We start from the raw sequence: 23,225 nt of genomic DNA, 5'->3' as shown, positions 1-23,225 counted from the left end.
AATATTCCAAATTATAAAAAAACAGATAGTTCTATGACGACAAGTCTATTACAAGGCAAAAAGGGATTAATAACCGGAATAATAAATAAGAGATCAATAGCATACGGTATAGCAAAAACTCTCTCAGAGCACGGAGCAGAACTTGCAATCACCTACCAGAATGAAATAATAAAAGAAAAACTATCACCAATAGCAGATGAACTAAATGTGGAGCTAATATTACACTGCGACGTTTCAAATGAAAAAATCATAGATAACGCTTTCGAAATAATAGAGAAAAAATGGGGTACTCTTGACTTTTTGGTGCATGCAATAGCATTCTCCGATAAAAATGAGTTAGATGGTAAATATGTCAATACTTCACTGGATAACTTCCTCAATGCAATGCATATATCGTGCTATTCTTTTACTGCTTTAGCGCAAAGGGCTGAAAAAATGATGTCAAATGGTGGTAGTTTACTTACTTTATCTTATTATGGCGCTGAAAAAGTTATGCCAAATTATAACGTTATGGGTTTATGTAAAGCGGCACTTGAAGCAAGTGTAAAATATATAGCATGTGATCTCGGGCCACAAAATATCAGAGTAAATGCAATTTCCGCTGGTCCAATCAGAACTTTAGCATCTTCTGGAATAAGCGATTTTCACTCCATATCAGAATGGAATAGAAATAATTCTCCGCTCAGACGCAATGTTACAATAGAGGATGTTGGCAAGGCAGCGTTATACTTATTAAGCGACTTAAGTAGTGGCACTACTGGAGAAATTTTGCACGTTGATTCAGGATATAACGTTGTGGGAATGAAGGTAGTTGACTAACAAAGCACTAGTTCCTTCGGGTTCATACACAACTCTATCAGGAGTTTTGTGACTGTGATTGCAGAAAACATCGAACATAAAATTCCTATTGATAGAGTGACAGAAAAGCCTCTTATTGCTCCACTGCCAATAATGAACATTATTCCTGCAGCAATTAATGTAGTGATATTTGAATCCAGTATTGTCTTTATAGCGTTTTTAAACCCTTCTTCAATAGCACGTTCCACTCTCTTGCCAGATTTGATTTCCTCACGAATTCGCTCAAATATTAAAACATTTGCATCCACCGCCATACCAACAGTAAGTGCAATACCGGCAATTCCAGGTAAAGTTAGAGTTGCTTCAAGCAGAGTGAGAATTGATAATATAAGAACTACATTAGAAAAAAGTGCAACAGAGGCCAATACACCTAATTTGCCGTAAGTGATGATTATAAATAAAGCCACGGCTATAATAGAGATTGTTGCTGCCATTTCCCCTGCCTTTATTGATTCTTCTCCAAGACTTGGGCCAATGTTTTTTTCTTCAATTATTTTAAGTGGTGCTGGCAGTGCTCCAGATTTTAAAAGTATTGCAAGTTCGCTTGCTTGTTTTTCAGTGAAATTACCGCTAATTTCTCCCTCTCCATTTAAAATTGGCTCACGTATTGTAGGTACTGTTAAGACTGTGTTATCCAGAACAATTGCAAAAGGTTTTCCCACATTTTCTTTAGTGATTTTTGCGAATCTTTTACTCGCTATGCTGTCAAATTTAAAATGCACTGTTGGTTTACCTAAGTGACCAAATCTAACTGATGCGTTAACCAGCGAATCACCACCTATTTCAGTTTTGCGGAATATTGGATAAGAATTACCTAAAGAATCCTTGAGCATGACAGTGGTTTCATGGTCTATATCCTGCACCTTGGCTATGTTAGTGTTTGCCAAATGAAAAGCTAGCTTAGCAGTTTTGCCAAGCAGAGATTTTATCTGCTTGGTATCTTCTACTCCAGGCACCTGCACTAATATTTTATTCTGCCCTTGTTTTTGAACGCTGACTTCCTTTGTGCCAAGTTTGTCCAAACGGCGCTGGACATTGTTTATTGATTCTGCAGCTACTTCACTGATCAAAGAATTTTTATAATGGGGTTTATACGAAATGAGAATCGAAGAATCTTTTCTATTTAGCTCTAAATTTGGATTTATCGCATTAATCAACACAGATGCTTTTTTATAATCATCAATATTATTTAAAGTTATAACGCTATTTTGTACGTTAGATTCAATATTTTTTGTTAGCAATGTCTCTTTTATTTCGTTAGCTAGCATGCTTAGCTTTTCCTTAAAATAGAAGTCTAAGTCTATGTTTAAAAGCAAAGATGCCCCTCCTTTCAGGTCAAGGCCTAAGTTTATTCTTTTTTTCGAAATAAAAAGCTTATTATCAAAGAAATTTGGCAGTGTTATGTATAAAGCAAATAAACAGATGCATAATACTGAAAAAGATTTGACTATAAGTCTGTTGTACATAAGTTGTAGGTTTAAAATTGTAATAATTGATTGTAAGTTAAAAATAGATTTTTGTAAAATTCTCTATTTGACCTTACCCAGAAAAAGTAGAGAGAAAGTTAAGACGTTTTTATCATGAGAATAAATTGTGCAGGAATGCAATAGTTAATAGTAGAATGTCTACGTTATTTGTTATAAAAGATTTCTATGTATTCAAATATGGCAGTTCTGGTTTGTTGAGCGAGAAGTATCAATAAGCAGCTCCCTTTTAAGTGAACTTTTCTGCAACAGAGTTATCGTAACAACAGCCCTTATGGCTCATGCTGGAAATGATGTTTTTTGTATTCAATAGAAATTGGTAATTTTGAGAGGTATACTGTGGTGCGCCAAGAAGTGCTTGGAGAACAGTTGGTGAAAATCCAACACAAACAAAGTCTAGCCAACAGTTTGGAACAGACCACTATGTTGCATGAGGTAACGAGTGTAATAGAGCTAGTGGGATGGACAATGCAGGGCACAACGGAAGTGAAGGAGTGGAGTCCCGAAATACCTGAAGACATAGAGGTCGACATGTTCATGGCCATGGAAGACAGCATGAAGGATAACGTAAAGGCAAGTTATCACTCACTCTATCGGGATCTGAGACCGTGCCATGTATTGAAATGGACTTCAAGTGAACTTGGGAGATCCCATGCATTCCTATTAAGGTACGTTGGAACAAGTCAACAAAGGCAAGAACTAGCGGAAGATGCAGGGGAAGTCGGACTGATTGATAGTACTCAGAATGTGGGAAAGCCACGTACAAGGGGAAGCGATCAGCAATATAGTAACTGGAATAGGGATTGCTATGCCAATACAACGGAGGTAGGAATAACATGCGATATAAACTAAACCAGATAGCAGTAAGAGCAAAGCAAGATAAGCGACTAAAATTCACATCGTTAGTCCATCTGATAAATACAGAGAATCTTGCGAGATGTTATAAAGAACTGAAGCGTAACAAGGCTTGTGGAGTAGACCAGATAACAGTGGAATCATACGGAGAAAATCTGAATGAGAAACTCGAAGTGCTAGTAGAAAGTATGAAGAGGAAGCAATATCAACCACAACCAGTAAAGAGGGTATATATACCGAAAGCTGGAAGTAAAGAGAAACGCGGACTCGGAATACCATCGACCGAGGATAAATTAGTACAGATTATGCTGAAGAAGATATTAGAAAATATTTACGAGGCAAACTTTCTGGACAGCTCATATGGATTTCGACCAGGAAGAAACTGTCATCAAGCGGTAAATGCACTAGATAAAGCAGTTATGTACAAGCCAATAAACTACATTGTAGAAGTGGATATCAAGAAGTTCTACGATAATATACAGCATAAATGGCTAATGAGGTGTCTAAGGGAACGAATAACTGACCCAAATTTGCTGTGGTTAGTAAAGCGGTTTCTCAAGGCAGGGATAGTCGAAGCTGGAAATTATGAAGCAACAAAACAAGGTACACCACAAGGCGGTATAGTAAGTCCTGTATTAGCAAATATATACTTACATTATGTGTTGGATTTATGGATAGAAAAGAAATTTAAACCAAGATCCAGAGGATATATACAAGTAATAAGGTTTTGCGATGATTTTGTGGTTTGTTGCGAAAGTAAGGTAGACGCGGAAGAATTTCTGGAATTACTGAAACAAAGGCTAAATAAATTTGGGTTGGAAGTATCTGAAAACAAGACCGGAGTAGTAAAGTTTGGCAAGAGGGAGTGGCAACGAGCGATAAGAGAGAAACGAAGGACGGAAAGTTTCAATTTTCTGGGGTTTACGCACTATGGTGCAAAAAGTCGTCGTGGTAGATTAATGATGGGACATAAAACCTCTAAGTTAAATCTAGCCAGAAAACTAAAAGAAATCAAGGAGTGGTTGAAAATAGTCCGCGGAAGTATTCGACTTAAAGATTGGTGGCAAGTACTGAAGGCTAAATTAACAGGACACTATAACTACTTTGGTATTAGCGGAAATTATTGGTGTTTGAAACAATTTTACACATCAGTAAGAAAGCTAGCATTTAAATGGATAAATCGGCGTAGTCAGAAAAAGAGTATGACCTGGGAACAGTTTGTACACTACGTAGAAGTAAATCCATTACCAAAGCCAAAAATACATTTTTCTTTATATGCATAAGAGGGACGACTGTGAAAACTAATATTGATGAGCCGTGTGCGGGAAATCTGCAAGCACGGTTCTTTAGGGGGAGTTGTAGTAATAAAACTCAAACGAGAGGAGTAAAGCTACAGCTTCTACCGAACGTAAAATTTAGTAAGAAAGAAAGAGAAGAATTTAATAAGTCGTGGAAAGAAGTATTAGATAACTCAATAGAAAATATTAATAAAAAAGACACAAAAGGGAGGACGATACTACATTACGCGGTAGGAATGCCAGATCCAAAAAAAGTGAGGTTATTAATCAAAAAAGGAGCAGATATAAATGTGGCGGATGCAGGACAATATAGACCACTGCACTTAGCAGTCATGGGGCAACGTGTAGAAAATACAAAGGAGCTGATAAAGGCAGGAGCAGATATAAACGCAGTGGAACGAAGTAGCAAATTTGCCGCGTTACACCTTGCCTGCATGGTAAGTGAAATAAAAATAGTAGAAGAGCTAGTAAAAGCGGGAGGGAATGTGGAACAAAAGGATAAATTTGGCAAGACCCCAATGGATTATGCGAGAAATAATAAAGAGATAAAAGAAGTGTTAGAGAACGTAAAAATGGCAAATAAACAGAGGGAGTTTATAGAAAGAATAAGGGTTGTATCGGAAAGTACAGCAGCAGGTGTGATAGTAGCAAAGGAAGAGCTAGAAACTGTGGATGAGAAAGTGCTATAGCGTTTTAAAAATTCAGAAGGGCTGTGTTTGAAAAGGTGATTATATGGAAAAAAAAGTAGAAAAAGAGGTAAAATGTTTAGAGAAAAAACCACTAGCAGAACTGAAAAAAATATGGAAGAAGGTATTTGGGGAAGAGGCACCTAGACACTCAAAGAAATACCTGATACCAAGATTGGCGTATAGGTTGCAGGAGAAAGCGTATGGAGAAATATCAAGAAAAGGGGCAAAAAGACTAGAATATCTAGCAGATCGACTAGAGAAGGGAAAAAGGATAAGTAGCGATAAACTGCCAGCAGTAGGAACGGAGTTGATATTAGAAAGAGGTGAAGAAACGCATGCAGTGATGGTAACAGATAAGGGTTTAATCTACAGAGAAGAATTTTTTACGTCATTATCAGCGGTAGCCGGAAAAATAATGGGAATGAGCTACAACGGTCCTTTATTATTTGGGATGCGTGATAAAAAGGTAAGTTGAGGGGGAGAAAATGCTAAAAGAGGTGAGGTGTGCGATATATACGAGAAAATCAAATGAAGATGGACTAGAACAAAAGTTTAATAGCTTGGACGCACAAAGGGTAGCATGTGAAAAATATATAAAAAGCCGAGAAGGGTGGGTAGCATTAGCCAAAAGGTATGATGATGGAGGCTATTCAGGAAGTAATTTAAATAGACCAGCGATAAAGGAATTATTTGAAGATGTAAAAGCCGGAGAGGTAGACTGCGTGGTAGTATACACGTTGGACAGGTTATCAAGGGAAACGAAGGATTGCATAGAAGTAACGTCATTTTTTAGAAGGCACCGGATAAGTTTTGTAGCAGTGACGCAAATATTTGATAACAACACACCAATGGGAAAATTTGTGCAAACAGTGCTATCAGGGGCAGCACAACTAGAAAGAGAAATGATAGTAGAGAGAGTAAAAAATAAAATAGCAACATCGAAGGAAGAGGGTCTATGGATGGGAGGGAATCCACCACTTGGTTATGATGCAAAAGATAAGGAATTAATAATAAATGAAAAAGAAGCAAAAGTAATAAAGCATATATTTGAGAGGTATATGGAGCTGAAATCAATGGCAGAATTGGCAAGAGAGTTAAACAGAGAAGGATATCGAACGAAAGCAAAATCAGATATCTTTAAAAAGGCCACAGTGAGGAGAATAATAACAAATCCGATATATATGGGAAAAATACGGCATTATGAGAAGCAGTATAAAGGAAAGCATGAGGCAATAATAGAAAAAGAAAAATGGCAAAAAGCGCAAGAATTGATAAAGAATCAGCCGTATCGAGGCAAAAAATATGAAGAGGCGCTACTAAAGGGGATGATAAGATGCAGATGCTGCAAAGTAAACATGACGCTGACATATTCAAAAAAAGAAAATAAAAGGTATCGATATTATGTGTGCAACAATCATTTAAGGGGAAAGGGTTGTGAATCAGGAAACCGAACAATAGTCGCCGGAGAAGTGGAAAAAGAAGTAATGAAGAGAGCGGAATGCTTATATGAGAATTGGGAAAAAGGGGCAAAAAAAGAAAAATGGGAAAATTTAAGTTTCAGAGAACAGAAAGAAGCAGTGAAAAAATTAATAAAGGGAGTAATGGTAAAAGAAGATGGAATAGAGGTGCGTTCTGAATCAGAGGAGACATTTATAGCAATGAATTTGAAGAAGAAAGGAAACAAATGCACAGTAGTGGAACCAGAGGGGAAAACAAACAATGCACTACTGAGAGCAGTGGTGAGAGCTCACCTATGGAAACGGCAGCTAGAAGAAGGAAAATATAGAAGTGTGAAAGAGCTGAGCGTTAAAATTAATATAGGTACAAGACGTATACAACAAATTTTAAGATTAAATTATTTAGCACCAAAGATCAAAGAAGACATAGTAAATGGGAGACAACCAAGTAGCTTGAGGCTAGCTGATTTAAGGGAAATACCGATGCTGTGGAGTGAGCAGTTTGAAAAGTTTTACAAGTTAGCGTCTTAAATTACACACATTAAATACAACAAATTTTAATAAAAAGGAGAGAACATCATGAAAATACTGAAAAAAATATGGGAAAGTATTACTGAAAAACTTAGAAATAAAAAAGGTACCACTACCGCAAAAGTAACTGATATGGAGAAGTCAAGAACCTCTGATACGCCGGCAGATGTTGAGGAAGTTAAAGTTGAAATAAAAAAGCAAACCAATACAGTTGATAAAGCTACAGAAACTGACACCAAATTATGTAATATAAATAGTGAAAAAGCGCAAATAGAAACTACTGTAGAGCCAACCTCCGAACCGTGTTTTGATAGAGAAACTAATGAGCAAACTCCTGACAGCCCATCTTCCGCTGAACCATGTTTTGATGCTACAGACGAAAAAAACAAACCGTTAACGCAACAAAGGCAAGCAATCCTGGCTGGTGTTGTTGGTGCGGTGTTATTGGCAAGCGGTGTTGCATTGTATATCATGAAAATGCCTGTAGTAGCAGTGGTTGTGGGAATTGTTGGATTAGCTTGTGTGAGTTATGCGTTGTATGATGTCCTAAAGCCGAATACGACGCTAGAGAAAGTAGAAAGTGTGGAGCAGCCTATTCAGTCTTCTTTGAATCTAACATAAAAGGCTATGCTCAAAAAACTATAAGCGTCAAGTAAATTTCAAATAAGGTAATTTCTTTAGAAGAATCTATAAGTTATTAAACTTTCTGCAATTCTTTTATCTCACTTATAGAAAGACCAGTAAACTTGACAATAGTGTCAATATCAACATTATTAGCCAGCATTGTTTTTGCTACTTCAACTTTTCCTTCAATTTTTCCTTCCTCTTTACCAATTTTTTTGCCTTGTTCAGTAGCATCATCGAGTCTTTGAGCGAGGACAGCCTGTTCATCAAGAATACGTTTTATTTCCTGTTCGTAGGCAATAAATTCTTTCTCTGACCAGTTAAATCTATTTAGCTCTTCATAGGCTTTTTTGATTATAAAATCACTCCCTATTATTTTTTCCAGCTCCTCTTCACTGGTTTCCTCTGCATACCTAAAGAAATAGACCCACTTTTCAACTATATTCTCCAACTGATCTTCCTTAGTTTTTGGAAATTTTGGCAATTCAATAAATATAAAGTAGAAATCTTTTAAATCATGTTCATTAGTGTCTTCATCCCGAATAGTATGCTTTGATTTATACTCAGACTTATCGGGAAACAAGATACAATCTGCTATAGCAATAAAGATAATTTCCTTAAGGTCATGGTATTGATCACCCTTGTCAGCTTGTCTTGAATAAGCTTTAGCAGCATAGTACTGAGCACGTTTCTCGAAGCCTTTAGTTTTAGCGACCTGCATTTCGACGATCACTTGCAGTCCATTTTCATCTCTGCAGAGAACATCAACAATACTTTGCTTTTTAGCGGCGATATCAGGGTCTTGAATAGTACTTAAAAACTCTATATCCTTTATTTCATTTTTACCAGTGAAGCCAAGGATATCATTGAGGAAGTGAATAAGAATATCCTTATTTTTTTCAGTACCAAAGATACGCTTGAACGATATATCATTTTTGGGGTCAAGAAATTTAGAAAGAGCCATAATAAGTAAACCTATAGGACGTTAACAATTATACACAATTCTGAAGAAATGTTCAACTTCTTTATGCTAAAGTCTATTAAAGTTAGCTGAATTTCAAGAGTTGGTGAAGAATCTACTTGAGGTAGGTGTTCCTATTAATATAGGCGACTGACCTAAAAAATCTTAAAGCTAGTGGTATGCTTGAAAGATCATAAATATCAAGTAATTTTTTTAGAAGAATATCTAAATTATTAACTCAATATCTAAACAGTTATTCTACTTCTGCTATCCTTTCTCAACTTGGGCTATTTTAAACTTCCACAGCTATAGGATCAACACCATTTTTAACTTCAACATTACTAAGCGCTGTATTTGCCTTATATGAACAGTAAAATCCTACTGCAAGAAAAGTTAATGCAGCTACAGCAAGTGAAATACATATTACTAAATGAAACATTGTTAAACTTGCACCAACAGCAAATACTCCTGACAACACAAAAGAAACAGAGGCATAATTACTTTGCCTTTTACTATGAGTGCTTGCCTTCGACAGCTTTTGATTTTTACAACTTAGCTCCTTAATCTGATTTTCCAGCTTGCTTTTGTTTTCAAGTTGTCCATGTGTATTATTTAACTCTTTACTTTTAAGTTTATTGTTTAACTCTTTGACTCGAACATCATTACTTTTTAGTTGATCATTTAGGCCTTCAATGTGACTGTCTTTATTTCTTAGTTGCTCATTTAGTTCTATGATGTTACTGTTTAGGTTCCCAATTTGACTGTCTTTTTCATTCACGATTTTTCGTGTAACCTCTAGATCATTCTGCAGTTTAGTATCTTCTTCAGTTGTAGTCTTTAGGGTATTTTTTATAGCATCAAAATTGCTCTGTAGTTTAGTATTTTTTTCAGTTGTAGTTTTTAAATTGTCCTTTAATTGAGTATTTTCTGCAGTAAGTTGAGTTACTTCGCTAATTCTTATACCCAATTCTTTCTGTACACTATCCAACTGCTCATCTAGTTGATTTTTTTCTTGAGTAAGTTGATCTATTTGACCATTTAGCTTGTTAATCTCTTCTTCAGCTTGAGCTTTTGTATTCTTAAGTTGTTCAGTAAGGTTAGTTACTTCATTAGCTTTTCCAACTGATTCTTGCTGTAGCTTTTCAAGCTGAGCTTGTGTCCTCTCAAGAGCTTGAGTTCTTGCATTCAAAGCTTGATTTGCAGCATCCATCTCTTTATCTTTACTTGCAAGCTGTTCTTGTAGCTCTTCGATTCGACTCTCTAGTCCTTTACTTTTGTTTTCAGATTCCTGCAGCTTTGTCTTCAGGTCGTTATTTTCATTTTTAGGCTTTTTCAGCTTTAGCTCATTCTTTAGTTCGGTGTTTTCTTCAGTTGTAGTCTTTAGGTTATCCTTTAATTGAGTATTTTCTTCAGTAAGGTGAGTTACTTCACTAGTTTTTGTATCCAGAGCTTGATTTGTATCATCAATACTTGCTTGTTGATTTAATGTCTCGTGCTCTAACTTTGAAACCTTTTCATTCACATTATCCAGCTCTTTCTTGCCGTTTTTAAGATCAGCCTCTTTCCTCTTAAGCTCCTCAGTTGTTTTATCCAATTCTTGCTTTACACTATCCCGCTCCCGTTCTAACTGAGCTTTTGTACCCTCGAATTCTTTAGTTTTTGCATCTGAGTCTTTCTGTAGCTTTTCAAGCTGAGCTTGTGTGCTATTAAGTGCCTTAGTTTTTTCAACCAAGTCTTGCTGTATACTATTTCGCTTTTTCTCTAGTTGACTTTTTTCTTCAGTAAGCTCAGTTACTTCCCTAGTTTTGCTATTCAGCTCTTTCTCTTTCTTCTTGAGCTCATCTTGCAGTTTTGTTTTCTCTTGCTCTAATTGAACTTGTACACCCTTCAGCTCTTCCTCTTTCTCTGCAAGCTGAGTTTTCATGCTTTCAAGTGCCTGAGTTTTTTCATTCAATTCTTTTTGTAGCTTTTCAAGCTGATTTCTTGTATTCTCAGATTTCTCTTGTCCTAATGAGCTTTTGACTTGCTGTTCTGTATTTGTAGGCATTTTACCCTCCCTGGAATTATGGCTTATAAGGTTCTGTATTGAACTCCCCATTCTATTTAAGGTATCATTTTTTTCTTCTTTTGCAAAAGTCTTTCTGTCTTTAAGTTCTGCAATTTTCCCATCCAAGCTTTTCTGTGCACTATTTGGTTCTTTTCCTAGTTGATTTTTTTCTTGAATAAGGTCATCAGTCTTTGCTTGTTGACTTGGTTCTTCTTGTTCTAATTGTAAAGCATTTTGCCCTGTAATGTCTAAGTTCTCTTTTCTATCTTGTGAAGTATGACCTTGAAACCTAATAGATGAGGCTACTGTTTTTTTATTTTCACCTTCACTACTGTTGCTTTCAGTTACTATAACTTCAGAATGTGCTTTACTACTATCACCTTGCGCATTCGACCCAGTTGTATTGTCTAAAGAGTTACAACCTAAACTCAAATCTTCCATTTTAAGATCTTTATTCTTCTTGCTCAACTCTTCTGAAAACTCTTTTGCTTTTTTAACTTGATCATACAATATTTCCTTGAAATACTTACTAAGCTCATCACCTTGATCAGTAACGAATACACGATGTTTAGCATTATACGAAAAAGTCTCATTGAGAATGGAAAATTTTATACCGTGATGTGCACTTAGAGCCTTGTTTAAATCTCCTACTTGTTTGTCTATTAATTGCTCAATCAGTGCTTTACTTTCTTCTAAGAATTTGCACATATTACCCAATTCTTCTGACAATTTACCATCATCTACTAACTCTGCTAAAACTTCTTTCAACAAGCCATCTACTGCTGGATGCCCGTGCTGTTTTCTTTCTTGCAAATAAAACTTCAAAATCCCTAGACAATCACTTGATGAACACTCCTGATCAAAGCGCTGATATTCAAATGACAAGCCATGATCAATTTTTGCCCATTTTCTTTCTGCTATGCCTGTGTCATTTGTTTCCGTCATTCCAAAATTTCCTAAATGAAAATCAAATTCCCTAAATATTAAACATGCAGCTAAAAACTTAGCGAAGTATTTGGAATTTTCTACGCTTTTTTGCAACTCCTCTTTGAATTTATGTTGAGCTTCATCTGAATATTTTTCTTGTTTGATATTGCTTTTGTCACGTGCTTCTATATATAGATGGTTAAATGCATTAAAGTTAGGCAGAAATTCCGAACCCAAAAAGATTTGATCCTGATCGTCTTCAATTAGCCAAATTTTTGGTGATTTGCCAAACAGTGCTAGTCTATATAGCGGACCAGCAATAACTTCTGTTACAAATGATCGTACAGAGTCGTCATTGTCAACATTCAATGGCTTAATAAAAAAATCTACTCCTTTGCGCATAGCAAACCACCCACGAGAAGAAGCCTTAATATCTCTGCTTTCGATTGCTTCGAACTCTGAGTATTTGTGAGGGATTCTACTTTCTAAACATTTTTCTAAGGCCTTTTGTATTTCCTCTCTAGGTTCAACGTCACGTGGCACTTCTGTAAACTTAGTCATATCTTTATACTTTTGTAATTGCTCAACAGTTGTAGGAGAAGCATTTTCTGAAATAGTAGCAAAACTTTCACGAAAAGGCTTTGTATTACCTTTAACTAAATTCAATACTTTTCCTAAAAATATAATGTTATCAGCACTCGATGCAGTTTTCAACATTAAATCGTAAATTTCCCTTCTACCGCGAGTTCCTATGCTTTTCAGGATTTGTTTCTTTAACGTCTCAATAATCTTATCATCTGTAAATGCTTCTTTGTAGATTGTTTGAATTGCTTCATTTTTGTCCTCAATACATTTTTTGCATAAGTATTCAACAATCGGGAAACACTCTTGACTTATTGCAGCTTCTAATAAAGTAATACAACTCTCCTTCAACAGAGTTTTGGTAGCTGGATCATTGATATTCTGTTTAGCATCTCTTTCAAACACATCTAATACTTTCTTGATAAATTCCTCATTTTGTACTAATGACGCTGCTTCAAGTACACCATACGTAGGATCAGAAGTATTATTTTTCAAAATTTCTTTTAGATTTTGAAGAGTATCTTCATTAGCAAAAACTTTATCCAGTAATTCTTGTTCTTCCCTTAGCACTATAACTGAGAAAAACCCAACTTCACCATTTTCAAGTCGGATTGCTTGATTTTTTAAACTTTGATAAAGATCGGGAAATTTCCCTATAAAGGTTTCAATATACTTTTCACCACCAACAAGCAGATGTAAAAGATTCAAGTTTCCTTTAGCAAAAAGCATATCATGGTATTTCTTTGTTAGCTCATCATTAGCTGCGATTGCCAGCAGTAACAATTCTTTTACTGAGTACCTGCTACCATTTTCTTGAGATTGAAGCACCATTAATATACGGCTTAGTACATATTGGTCTCTAACTTGCGATTGTAAATTCAAAACCTTCTTAGAGAATCCCACGAAAAGCCCTGCTTCTTCTGGATCATCAAAATTGCAAATCACCTGACTTTCGTAATCCTGAATATTATTTACAACCTCAGTCAATTTTGCATCATCATTTTCATTTGCTGCTTTATCTAGAATGTCCTGTATTTTATTCAAAGTTAAATTGTCAGGAATAATGACAAATGAATCCTCTAAACTTTTAGACTCTCTTCCCAATTTTTGATTAAATAAATTCATAAGCTCAATATTACCTTTATCGGTAGCAATTTGCATTGCATCAGGTTCTCCTATATTAGGATCAGCCCCTTTATCTAAAAGCAACTTTACAATTTCAGTACTTTCCAGGGTTACATTGCTTGAAAAATGTTTTAGCATCTCGGTATTTTGTTCAGGAGAAGTATGCTGCAACAGAATCCCCATCGTCTCCTTTTCATATTCGCTGTAGCTATCAGCAATAATTGCTTGTTCTAATTCAGGGGTAACATCAATTTTTGCTCCATATCGAAAAAGCAAACTTGCTAGATCGTGGTCATTGTTTTTTAGAGCAATAAGAATTGGTGTTTTACCCGACAGGGCACTCACTTTATTAATATCAGTTCCATGCTTTAATAGTAATTCTGCAACATCTTTGTTCTTTTCTCTGCATGCATAACTTAAAGCTGTACCACTAGAACAAACATCGGCATTAAGATCAATTTTACCACCTTCTGACAAGACATCTTTGTAAAATTCGAACCAGCCAGCATCTTTACATGCGTTTGTAACAAACAATCTTAATAAGAGTAGTAGTTTGACACCCTGTACCCGATAAGATATATTAAGGTTCTTCATCTCCCTTACTAGCTCTTTTGCTGATACCAAATCTTCACCTTCAAAAGCTTTTAGTAATTTAAAGTACAAATCTTTTTGCCCTGTATTAGCTTGCCTAAGCTGTTTCTCTATTTTGGTGAATTTCCTTGCATCTTTACACGCTCTTCTTTTTCCTGTAGATGGAATGTCTTTAACTTGAACTTTTGGCTCAAATTTTAGCTTTCTTTTTTGTTCTAATTCCTCATGAATAGAACCCTTTAATTCTTCATAGCGCACAGGCAAACTAGTATTAACTTGTTGATTTTCACTATTAGTACCAAGAACCATATTTCTCACTCATTGCAATTAATTTAGTCTATCACTAAAAAAAGATTATGTCAAACAAATTACGAATTTTGGTAAAATGCTAATACCAACCTTCGTTATTGGTTTTGCCCTATTACCTACGAGATTTGGTATTACCTGTCCATTTTTCCATATCCTACAATACAGGCAACATTTTTTAGGCAAAACATTGCAATAACTAGTAGCAGCAACAATTTAATTGTTTACTCTTTATGAAAAATCGTAAAGAAGGTACGTATCTTTGTGAGAACTTTTTACGTAAAAGCGGTGTTTCAAAAATAAAAACGCAAAATTATTACAACAAAGTTAGGCAAATTAGTTCATATGTAAATTTAGTTAAAGTAGGCTAAAATAGCTGCTTTTACAATATAGTAGAATTATTATAAAGAAAAGTTCGAACAGGTTATTTGGTAGACCAACTGATTCCAAGAAAACTTGTTCTCACAACAGCTGATTTTTGTTGCTGGAAATAGTTAGGTTATTTAAGTTTTTAGTGATATATAACACTAAATTAATAGCATAATTCATCTGAGAACGGCAAAGGGAAACCGAGATAAAAATATATCTTTTCTGTTGGTATGGTTGAGTTTAGTCAAGTTCTCTTTAAAATTCCCTCCTATCAACTATATAACTGACATCTATAATGGTTAATTTTTTACGAAAAAAATAAATTGAATTATAAAAAATTCTGGTATAATTATAGAGAAAGTTACGCAACTTAACAATCCCATAATGGAGAGGTGAATTTATGCATGTTCAACAAGATCAAAGCTATAACATAACAGGAGCTTCAAAACGACTCACTAGAGACCCTATTTCTATTTTTCGTCAGATAAAAGAGGCAAAAGATGAAAAGCAAAAAATTGAATCCGAGGAACTTTTAAGTGAGCTAAGAAATGCGTTACCTAAAGAGTACAAAATAGGAGCTGCTGTAGGTGGAGAGGATTGTTTCTTTGATTCCGTAGCTCAAGGATTGAACGAGTTAAAAGATAAAGGTCTGATTACAGGTAGTAAAGGATTTAGTATAAAGTCTTTGCGGGAAAGTTGTAAACAATATGCACGCCAAGTTAATCAATCAGAAAAAGGCTTATGGTTGGATAATGCTTTAAAAGAAAAAGGTGAAGAACTTTATGAATATATTCCACGTATTGAATTTACTGTAGAAGACATTGAAAATGCAAATTCCGGTTCAGAAATAAAAATTCTAAAGTTGGAAAATGCTATATGGGGAAGACCTGAAATTGAAGGAAAAATGATATGTGAAAAATATGGCATAAAAATTAGGGTTATAAAATTGAGAGATGAAGAGATAGATGGATTACATGTTACTAAAGATAAGGTAGGTAAAGGCAATACTATTTATATAGTGAATTACAGGAACCATTTTATACCACTTCTTAGTAATATTAAAAAAGATATAAAGAAAAGCATAGAGGTTTCTAGAGAGGAAGCTTACGGTAATGTGGTAGGTTCAAATTCAAAAAATATTTCTCAACCTTACATTTCTAAACCATTACAAGATATTGAAAGTTTCTCACACAAACAAAGTGGTCGTTCAAGAAGTCCTGGCGAGGAAAATCGTGAGACTGATGTAAGCTCTGGAAAACGTAAGCGTTCTGTCACAAACAAAAATAATAAGGCATCAAAAAGGGCACGCATGGATGTAAATGTTACTAGTAATGAAAATTCAGAATTTCCTAGTGATTTACAAGATGAATCTAGACAGGATGAACTGCATAATGCTTGTCAGACTAAGCGATACATTCCTCATCATTTGATTAAACTTATGTATCAATTAGACTTGTCAGTGCTGTGCTCACTTAGAAAGTCTACATATGAACATAAATATCCTTTATTGTCATTAGCGTTTGGAGATTCTGAAATTGATAAATTCAATGATATTGCCCTTCATTATGAAGAGAAGTCTATTCATATACGAATTGAAAATGTAGACAAATATTATACAGATAATGATATTAATTATGCTAAGCTATTTAATAAAGGAGAACAAAGCTTTTCTATTAATAACTACTTTGATAGTTTTGTTAAACATCTGACCTCTAGGGTAGATAGCTCATTAGATAATATAGAGTATCTTGTTATCTATACCAATTCAGGCTTGGATCTTACAGAAGAAAAGGAATTAAAGAAAGGGCGATCTAGGAATTTTTATCCTTTTAAATTTGATATCATAAGTATAGAAAAATATGGCATTTTAAAAGATTTCTTATTTACAAATGATAATACGCAAGGGCGTGGTTTTTATCAATTTTCGCAGAATAAAATAACAAGAGGGGAACTTTTAAAGCGGCTGGAATTTTCATCTGCTGCACAAAAAGTAATGAAAAAAGGAGAATTTTCTCAGGAAAAAGTAAAAGAAAAATTTTTAGATAGATTAGTATTTGCAGTTAATCAGCCTAATAGAGAAGAATTGAACAGCATTATTAAAAGTGAAATAGAAAAAAATAGTAAAGTTCAATACGATTATATAGCACTACAGGAAGAAATATTACGTGATCCCACGGCTTCAGGAAGGTATAAGAAACTTGGACCTGGAATCATATATGAGTTCAATTTATTGATGCTCTTTTTGCATGACATGTTTTTGCATAAAAACATATCTTCCATAAATTCTGAAAGTCATGGTATATCTAATGACATCACTATTAATTATAAAGATAGAATTACTTACATAAAGGCTCATAATGCAGATAGTAATATTGGGTATAGTCAATTATTTCCTTCCAGACGACAGGAAAAAAATAATACATCTTCTATTAATAAGCATTTTGCTCTTTTTATTGAAGAATTAGAAAAGGATAAGGATATAAAATATTTTATTATCTATACTAATGCGGATCTAGACCTTACAGAAGAAAAGAAATTAAAAAAAGGGCAATCTGAAGGTTTTTATCCTTTAAAATTTGATAGTATAGATCTTCAAAAAAAGAAATATAAAATTTTAAGGAATTATTCGTGTATAAATAAGAATGGTCTTTATCGATTTGCGCAAGAAGCAGCAACAAGAAGGAGACTTTTAAGTCTATTAGAGCTTTTACCTTCTTTGCAAAAAGAAAAAGGAGGACTTTCTAATGAAAATAAACAAGAAATAAAAGAGAAACTTTTAGATAAACTAATATTTGCAACTAACCAACCTAATAGGGAAGAATTGAATAATATTATTAAAGATGAGATAGATAAATCTGATGTTCCATATAATTACGAAGAATTACATGAAATAGCGTTACGTTGGTCAGAATCTCATGAATTTGGCCATATTACAAAAGGAATAATGGAAAAGCTTTTGGGAGATATAAAAAATAATAGGTCTAGTTATCAGAAAATTCAAAAAAATATTGATGAAGAAATTAAGTTTGCTGGAAGTATGGTTGGTAGAAAAGGGACACCTACATTTGATCAGTTCTTAGATTTTTTAATTAAAGGAGAAGGAGAAAAATATCTGAAAGTCCTAAAAAAAGAAGGAATAAGCTTAACTAATGTGTCCAGTATCTTAGGTGGAGCAAAAGGTAAAGCTCCTACAGCATTTAAAGGCTTATATGATCTATGGTTTGATGAAGAGGGAAACAAAACTCAATATTTAAAAACCCTAGAAAAGGAAGGGATAAATCTAGCTAATATATCTAGTATTTTGAATAGAGCAAAAGGTGAAGCTCCTACAGCATTTAAAGACTTATATGATCTATGGTTTAATGAAGAGGGAAACAAAACTCAATATTTAAAAACTTTAGAAAGAGAAGGAATAAATTTGGCTAGCATGTCTAGTATTTTAAGTGGAGCAAGAGCTAAAGCTTCTACGGCATTTAAAGACTTATATGATCTATGGTTTAATGAAGAGGGAAACAAAACTCAATATTTAAAAACTTTAGAAAGAGAAGGAATAAATTTGGCTAGCATGTCTAGTATTTTAAGTGGAGCAGGAGCTAAAGCTTCTACAGCATTTAAAGACTTATATGATCTATGGTTTAATGAAGAGGGAAACAAAACTCAATATTTAAAAACTTTAGAAAGAGAAGGAATAAATTTGGCTAGCATGTCTAGTATTTTAAGTGGAGCAGGAGCTAAAGCTTCTACGGCATTTAAAGACTTATATGATCTATGGTTTAATGAAGATGGGAATAAAACTCAATATCTGAAAACTCTAGAAGAAGAAGGAATAGATCTAGCTAATATATCCAGTATTCTTCATGGAACAGGAGCTAATGCTACAACAGCATTTAAAGGCTTATATGATCTGTGGTTTGATGAAGGTGGGAATAAAACTCAATATCTGAAAACTCTAGAAGAAGAAGGAATAGATCTAGCTAATATATCCAGTATTCTTCATGGAACAGGAGCTAATGCTACAACAGCATTTAAAGGCCTATATGATCTGTGGTTTGATGAAGGTGGGAATAAAACTCAATATTTGAAAACTCTAGAAGAAGAAGGAATAGATCTAACTAATATGTCCAATATCTTGCATGGAGTGGGAACTAATGCTGCAACAGCTTTTAAAACCTTATATAATCTATGGTTTGGCGTGAAAGGAAATAAAGCTCAACACCTAAAAATTCTGGAAGAAAAAGGAATAGATCTAACTAATATGTCCAGCATTTTAGGTGGATCAGGAACTAATATTGCAACAGCTTTCAAAGAGTTATATGACCTTTGGTTTGATGAAGAAGGAAATAAAACTCAATATTTAAAAACTCTAGACAAAGAAGGAGTAAGTCTAGCCAATATGTCCAGTATTTTAGGCGGAGCAGGAGCTAATGCTGCCACAGCTTTTAAAAACCTATATGACCTATGGTTTGATGAAAAAGAGAATAAAACTCAATATTTAAAAATTCTAAAAAAAGAAAAAATAAATCTGGCTAATATATCCAGTATTTTGCATGGAGCAGGAGCTAATGCTGCCACAGCTTTTAAAAACCTATATGACCTATGGTTTGATGAAAAAGAGAATAAAACTCAATACTTAAAAACTCTAGAAGAAAAGGGGATAAACCTAACTAATATGTCCAGTATTTTGAATGGAGCAGGAGCTAATGCTGCAGCAGCTTTTAAGAGCTTGTATGATCTGTGGTTTGATGAAGAAGGAAATAAAACTCAATATCTAAAAATTTTAGAAAAAGACGGAATGAGTCTAGCTAATATATCCAGTATTCTTCATGGAGCAGGAGCTAATGCTTCTAAAGCTTTTAAAGAACTATTTGATGCTTTTTTTGATGAGCAAGGAAATAGAAAACAGCATTTAAAGCACTTTTTTATTGAGGAAAAAGGTAGAGAAAAAAGCTTTAAGCTAAGTAACTTATCCAGTATTTTAAGTAAAACAGGAACTAGAGCTGTATATACTTTTGAAAAATTACATAATGTCTGTTTTAATGATGAAGGAAAAAGAACAAAACTTTTAGATGATTTCTATAAAGCAGGCTTTAGACCAAGTAACTTATCCTCTGCATTATGTGGAGCAGGAGCTCGTGCTTCTTCTATCTTAAAAAGATTGCATAGTGTTTGTTTTAATGAGAAAGGAGAAGTAACAAAACTTTTAGATGATTTCTATAAGGTAGGTTTTAGGCCAGGTAATTTATGTAGTATGTTGAGTGGAGCAACGAATAATCTAGAAAAGAATCTAGAGGAGTTTCATGATTTTTGTTTTATAGGAGACACAAAAAGATATTTAAATCATTTCTTAATCAGGGAAGAAAGTTTTACGCTGAGTAACTTATCTAAGATATTGCATGGAGCAGGAGCTAACATTTGTTCTGCTTTAAAAAATTTTCATGATGTTTGTTTTGATGAGAAAGGAAGCGAAACACAGCTTTTAGGTGACTTTCGTAAGGTAGGTTTCACGCCAAGTGATTTATCTAATATATTATCCATGGCGGGAAATAATGCCACTTTTATTTTAAGAAACTTTCATAAAGTTTGTTTTAATAAAGAAAATTATTTAAATCACTTCTTGGCTGAGAAAAAGCTTTTTACGCCGAAAGATTTATCTAGGATACTACATGGAGTAGGAATTGATGTTTGTTCTATTTTTAAAAGATTGCATGACCTTTGTTTCAATAAAGAGGGAAACAAAACAAAATATTTAAACAATCTTATCAAAAATGATCGTTATAAGATATCTGATATATTACATGAACAAGTTAAAAAAGCTCCTCCTATTTTCTTAGGTGGACAGAATGTTAGTGAAGAAGGCAAAGCAACCAATGCAGGTCCTAAACCAAGTAACTCATCCAAGGGAACAGAACAAGAACAAAATTCGGATAGTCTACAACAAAGTGACCCTAAAGCTAAGAGAAAAACTCAGAAGGGTAACACCAATCGGAGTAAAAACAGGCAAGATGATGAAATTTTAGACACAGCGGTAGGTAGCTCTTGTGGCTCAAGAGATTTATCTCCAAAACAAATACAGTTGGTATGTCGTAACAAAAAGCAACGAGAGGTGTCCTCACAATTATCAAAGTTTGCTTCATCCATTCAACCAGTGAAACAAGGGCTTTATTTACCTTCGTTTGAAGAACGTGGAGTTAAGATTGGTGGTAAATGTGTGGCAATTACACGCAGCTTATCCCAAGCTTTATTTTTGCGGAGTAACAAATCATTTTTGAGTAATTTAGAAACTTCATCTGAAATTTATGAACGTATAGCTCAGGGTAAACAGGTATCTAAAAGAGAAGAAAGAGAAGTTTTTGCTTTTAATAAATTACTTGATGGGCTCGAACAACACCTGGATTCGTCTAGTAGTTTGCCTTTGGACCTAATTCATACTAGATGCTACAAAATACTCAATGATTTATCAAATTATATGGCTGGAATCAAAGGTAACTTTGCCATTCATTTAGTAACAAGTAATCATGTTGTCGCGATTTATAGAGCAGGTAATAGTTATGCTTATTTTGATAGTAATGCAGCATTTGTTTCTGGTTTAAAAAATGTTGATCAGCTTATAGAAGTTGTAGAAATAGGGGTAAAGTCTGCTGGCTATAAAATGGGAGAAAAAGGCTTTCTTGTTGAACACTTTGACATTGCTAAAGCTAACAGACAATTATTCAATGAAGATAAGCAAATTTTAGCAAAAGAAATTAAAACAGAACGTCAACTTCTAGCAGAGCAGGATAAGAAGCTTGGTCTTATTAAGATTAATGGTCAAGAATTATCCAGGGTACAGCTATATGACTTCGGAACTAAAATTAATATAGAAGGTAGTGTACCGTTGCTTATCAATGCCGATATGAATTTAAGTAGCAAAAAGTTTCAGGATCTAATAGATAAAAAAGAGGTGAGTATGACAGCTAGGGAGTATATTGATAGCTTAAAAAATGGTAAGAACATGGAAGAAGTAGTACAAGCAACCAAAGTAATTCCTTTCATAGGCTCAAAAAGTGAAATTGGAGAAGCAGAGCAAACACGCGAGCTGAAATTCTCTTTAAAGCGGTCAATAAAACATCTTGCCACTGTTTTCCGAAATAGTAGTACTACTGATTCTGCAACTATTGCCTCTACTGTTTCTCTCACTAACACTAGTCGGTCAGAAAGTCAGTCACCGGGAACTACTGATGAAACAAATGATAGACCTGAATCTTATTTAAGTGGTGTGACAGTAAATAACCAACTAAAAAGATCACGTTAGGCTAATTCTTCCTGAAGTTGCTCTATTTCAGCTTTAGGAAGGCCAGTAGATTCAGCTATTAAATCGATAGATACACCAGCTTTAAGTAGATTTTTAGCCACTGCTATTTTAGCCTGTTTTTCGCCCTCTTCTCTGCCTTTTTCATGGCCGATTTGGATGCCTTCTTGTCTACCTTCTTGTCTAGCATCATCGAGTTTTTGTTCTGAAACAGCCTTTTCTTTCTGTACACTCAATATTCTTTCTTCATATGCTATCAAATCTTTTTCATTCCAGCGAAACCTGTCTAATTCATCATATGCTAGCTTTATTATTGGGGCTTCTGCTGCTATCTTTTTCAGATCTTCTTCAGTTGTTTCTTCTGCGTATTTAAAAAAGAAACACCATCTCTCTGTAGTATTCTTTAACTGCTCTACTCTATTTTTTGTAAATTTAGGCAATTCAATGAAGACAAATTGTAGATCTTTTAAGTAATGCCCGTTGGTTTTGATATCCCGTATATTATGAGTAGAAATATAGTCAACTTCTTCAGGCAGAAGGTTACAATTGGAAATAGCAATAAAGAAGACTTTCTGAAGATCAATGTAATTACCAGATTTATCTAATTGCCTTGAGTAAGCTTTAGCGGCATAAAGTTGAGCACGTTTTTCAAAGCCTTTATCACGAGCGAGCTGCATCTCAATAACAAATCTATTGCCAATAGAGTCTTTGCAAAGAACATCAACAATGCTTTGTTTGTCAGAAGCAATTTCAGGATCCATGATAGTACTGAGAAATTCAATTTCTTTTATTTGGTTATCACTAGAAAAGCCTAAGATATCGTTGAGGAAGTGAATTAGGATGTTTTTATTCTTTTCAGAGCCAAAGATCTTTTTAAAGCTCAAGTCATTTTTGGGATCTAGAAATTTAGATAAAGCCATAGGAAATTAACGAGAAAAACATTAATAATTATACACAATTCTGAAGAAATATTCAACGTTTTTGTGTTTAGTCTATTAAAGTGGTAAATTTAGCTAAATTTCAAGAGTTGGCAAAAAAACTACCTTCATAGATGACCCTAGAATGCTACTACGCACCTTAGATGTCCTTTTAGTACATCTTTTTATAACCCCCTCATAAAGTACCTAAAAACCCCAGCTCATGAGTTTAGTGGTCATACCTATTTTAAGTGTGAAGTTCTCATTTTAGCTTGTCACGGCATAGGCATTTAATATACTAGTTTTTAACAGGCAT

At 34.3% G+C, this 23,225-nt stretch carries 12 protein-coding genes; 8 read left to right on the top strand and 4 right to left on the bottom strand.

Translation table 11 applies throughout. From position 1 onward, the window contains the following. Positions 1-33 precede the first annotated feature (33 nt). Positions 34-819 (top strand): enoyl-ACP reductase, encoded by a 786-nt coding sequence (locus tag AAGD84_RS01580; RefSeq protein ID WP_006280349.1) that lies wholly within the window; start codon positions 34-36, stop codon positions 817-819. On the opposite strand, the gene secD is transcribed toward AAGD84_RS01580, so the two are convergent. Then, positions 816-2,324 carry a protein translocase subunit SecD gene (gene secD, locus AAGD84_RS01575; RefSeq protein WP_065095131.1) on the bottom strand — a complete coding sequence of 503 codons (1,509 nt, stop codon included), beginning with the start codon at positions 2,322-2,324 and terminating at the stop codon, positions 816-818. The two genes, AAGD84_RS01580 and secD, sit on opposite strands and share 4 nt — an antisense overlap. Before the next feature lie 357 nt (positions 2,325-2,681). On the opposite strand from secD, the gene AAGD84_RS01570 reads away from it, so the two are divergent. Genes AAGD84_RS01570 through AAGD84_RS01545 form a run of 6 tightly spaced genes read left to right on the top strand, consistent with a single transcriptional unit; the run spans position 2,682 to position 7,793 of the window. Further along, complete coding sequence (locus AAGD84_RS01570) at positions 2,682-3,194, top strand: hypothetical protein (protein WP_245611107.1); 513 nt, start codon at positions 2,682-2,684, stop codon at positions 3,192-3,194. Next, complete coding sequence (gene ltrA, locus AAGD84_RS01565; protein WP_341817847.1) at positions 3,179-4,480, top strand: group II intron reverse transcriptase/maturase; 1,302 nt, start codon at positions 3,179-3,181, stop codon at positions 4,478-4,480. The genes AAGD84_RS01570 and ltrA overlap by 16 nt, the downstream gene beginning before the upstream one ends. An 11-nt stretch (positions 4,481-4,491) precedes the next feature. Then, positions 4,492-5,184, top strand: coding sequence for an ankyrin repeat domain-containing protein (locus tag AAGD84_RS01560; RefSeq protein ID WP_341818071.1), 693 nt, complete (start codon positions 4,492-4,494; stop codon positions 5,182-5,184). A gap of 43 nt (positions 5,185-5,227) precedes the next feature. Then, positions 5,228-5,659 (top strand): DUF2924 domain-containing protein, encoded by a 432-nt coding sequence (locus AAGD84_RS01555; RefSeq protein ID WP_264328565.1) that lies wholly within the window; start codon positions 5,228-5,230, stop codon positions 5,657-5,659. A 10-nt stretch (positions 5,660-5,669) separates the two neighbouring features. Next, entirely contained in the window at positions 5,670-7,172 is a 1,503-nt protein-coding gene (locus AAGD84_RS01550; RefSeq protein WP_341818070.1) for a recombinase family protein, read from the top strand. 48 nt (positions 7,173-7,220) lie between these two features. Next, on the top strand, positions 7,221-7,793 hold the full coding sequence (locus AAGD84_RS01545; RefSeq protein ID WP_264328567.1) for a hypothetical protein: 573 nt from the start codon (positions 7,221-7,223) through the stop codon (positions 7,791-7,793). Positions 7,794-7,869: 76 nt separating this feature from the next. Here AAGD84_RS01545 and AAGD84_RS01540 read toward each other — a convergent pair whose 3' ends face one another. Both AAGD84_RS01540 and AAGD84_RS01535 read right to left on the bottom strand, forming a co-directional pair. Further along, positions 7,870-8,760 carry an Rpn family recombination-promoting nuclease/putative transposase gene (locus tag AAGD84_RS01540; protein WP_253303216.1) on the bottom strand — a complete coding sequence of 297 codons (891 nt, stop codon included), beginning with the start codon at positions 8,758-8,760 and terminating at the stop codon, positions 7,870-7,872. A gap of 289 nt (positions 8,761-9,049) precedes the next feature. After that, positions 9,050-14,338 carry an ankyrin repeat domain-containing protein gene (locus tag AAGD84_RS01535; RefSeq protein ID WP_341818069.1) on the bottom strand — a complete coding sequence of 1,763 codons (5,289 nt, stop codon included), beginning with the start codon at positions 14,336-14,338 and terminating at the stop codon, positions 9,050-9,052. A 766-nt stretch (positions 14,339-15,104) separates the two neighbouring features. On the opposite strand from AAGD84_RS01535, the gene AAGD84_RS01530 reads away from it, so the two are divergent. Then, positions 15,105-21,995, top strand: coding sequence for a hypothetical protein (locus AAGD84_RS01530; protein ID WP_264329742.1), 6,891 nt, complete (start codon positions 15,105-15,107; stop codon positions 21,993-21,995). On the opposite strand, the gene AAGD84_RS01525 is transcribed toward AAGD84_RS01530, so the two are convergent. Then, a complete protein-coding gene (locus tag AAGD84_RS01525) occupies positions 21,992-22,912 on the bottom strand; it encodes an Rpn family recombination-promoting nuclease/putative transposase (RefSeq protein WP_265038500.1) in 921 nt (306 codons plus the stop codon). The two genes, AAGD84_RS01530 and AAGD84_RS01525, sit on opposite strands and share 4 nt — an antisense overlap. Positions 22,913-23,225 lie beyond the last annotated feature (313 nt).

Source organism: Wolbachia endosymbiont (group A) of Andrena fulva, assembly GCF_964026815.1.
Taxonomy (GTDB): Bacteria; Pseudomonadota; Alphaproteobacteria; order Rickettsiales; family Anaplasmataceae; genus Wolbachia; species Wolbachia pipientis.
Note: the sequence above shows the minus strand (reverse complement) of the source record. Positions and strands in the feature narration are given on the sequence as shown.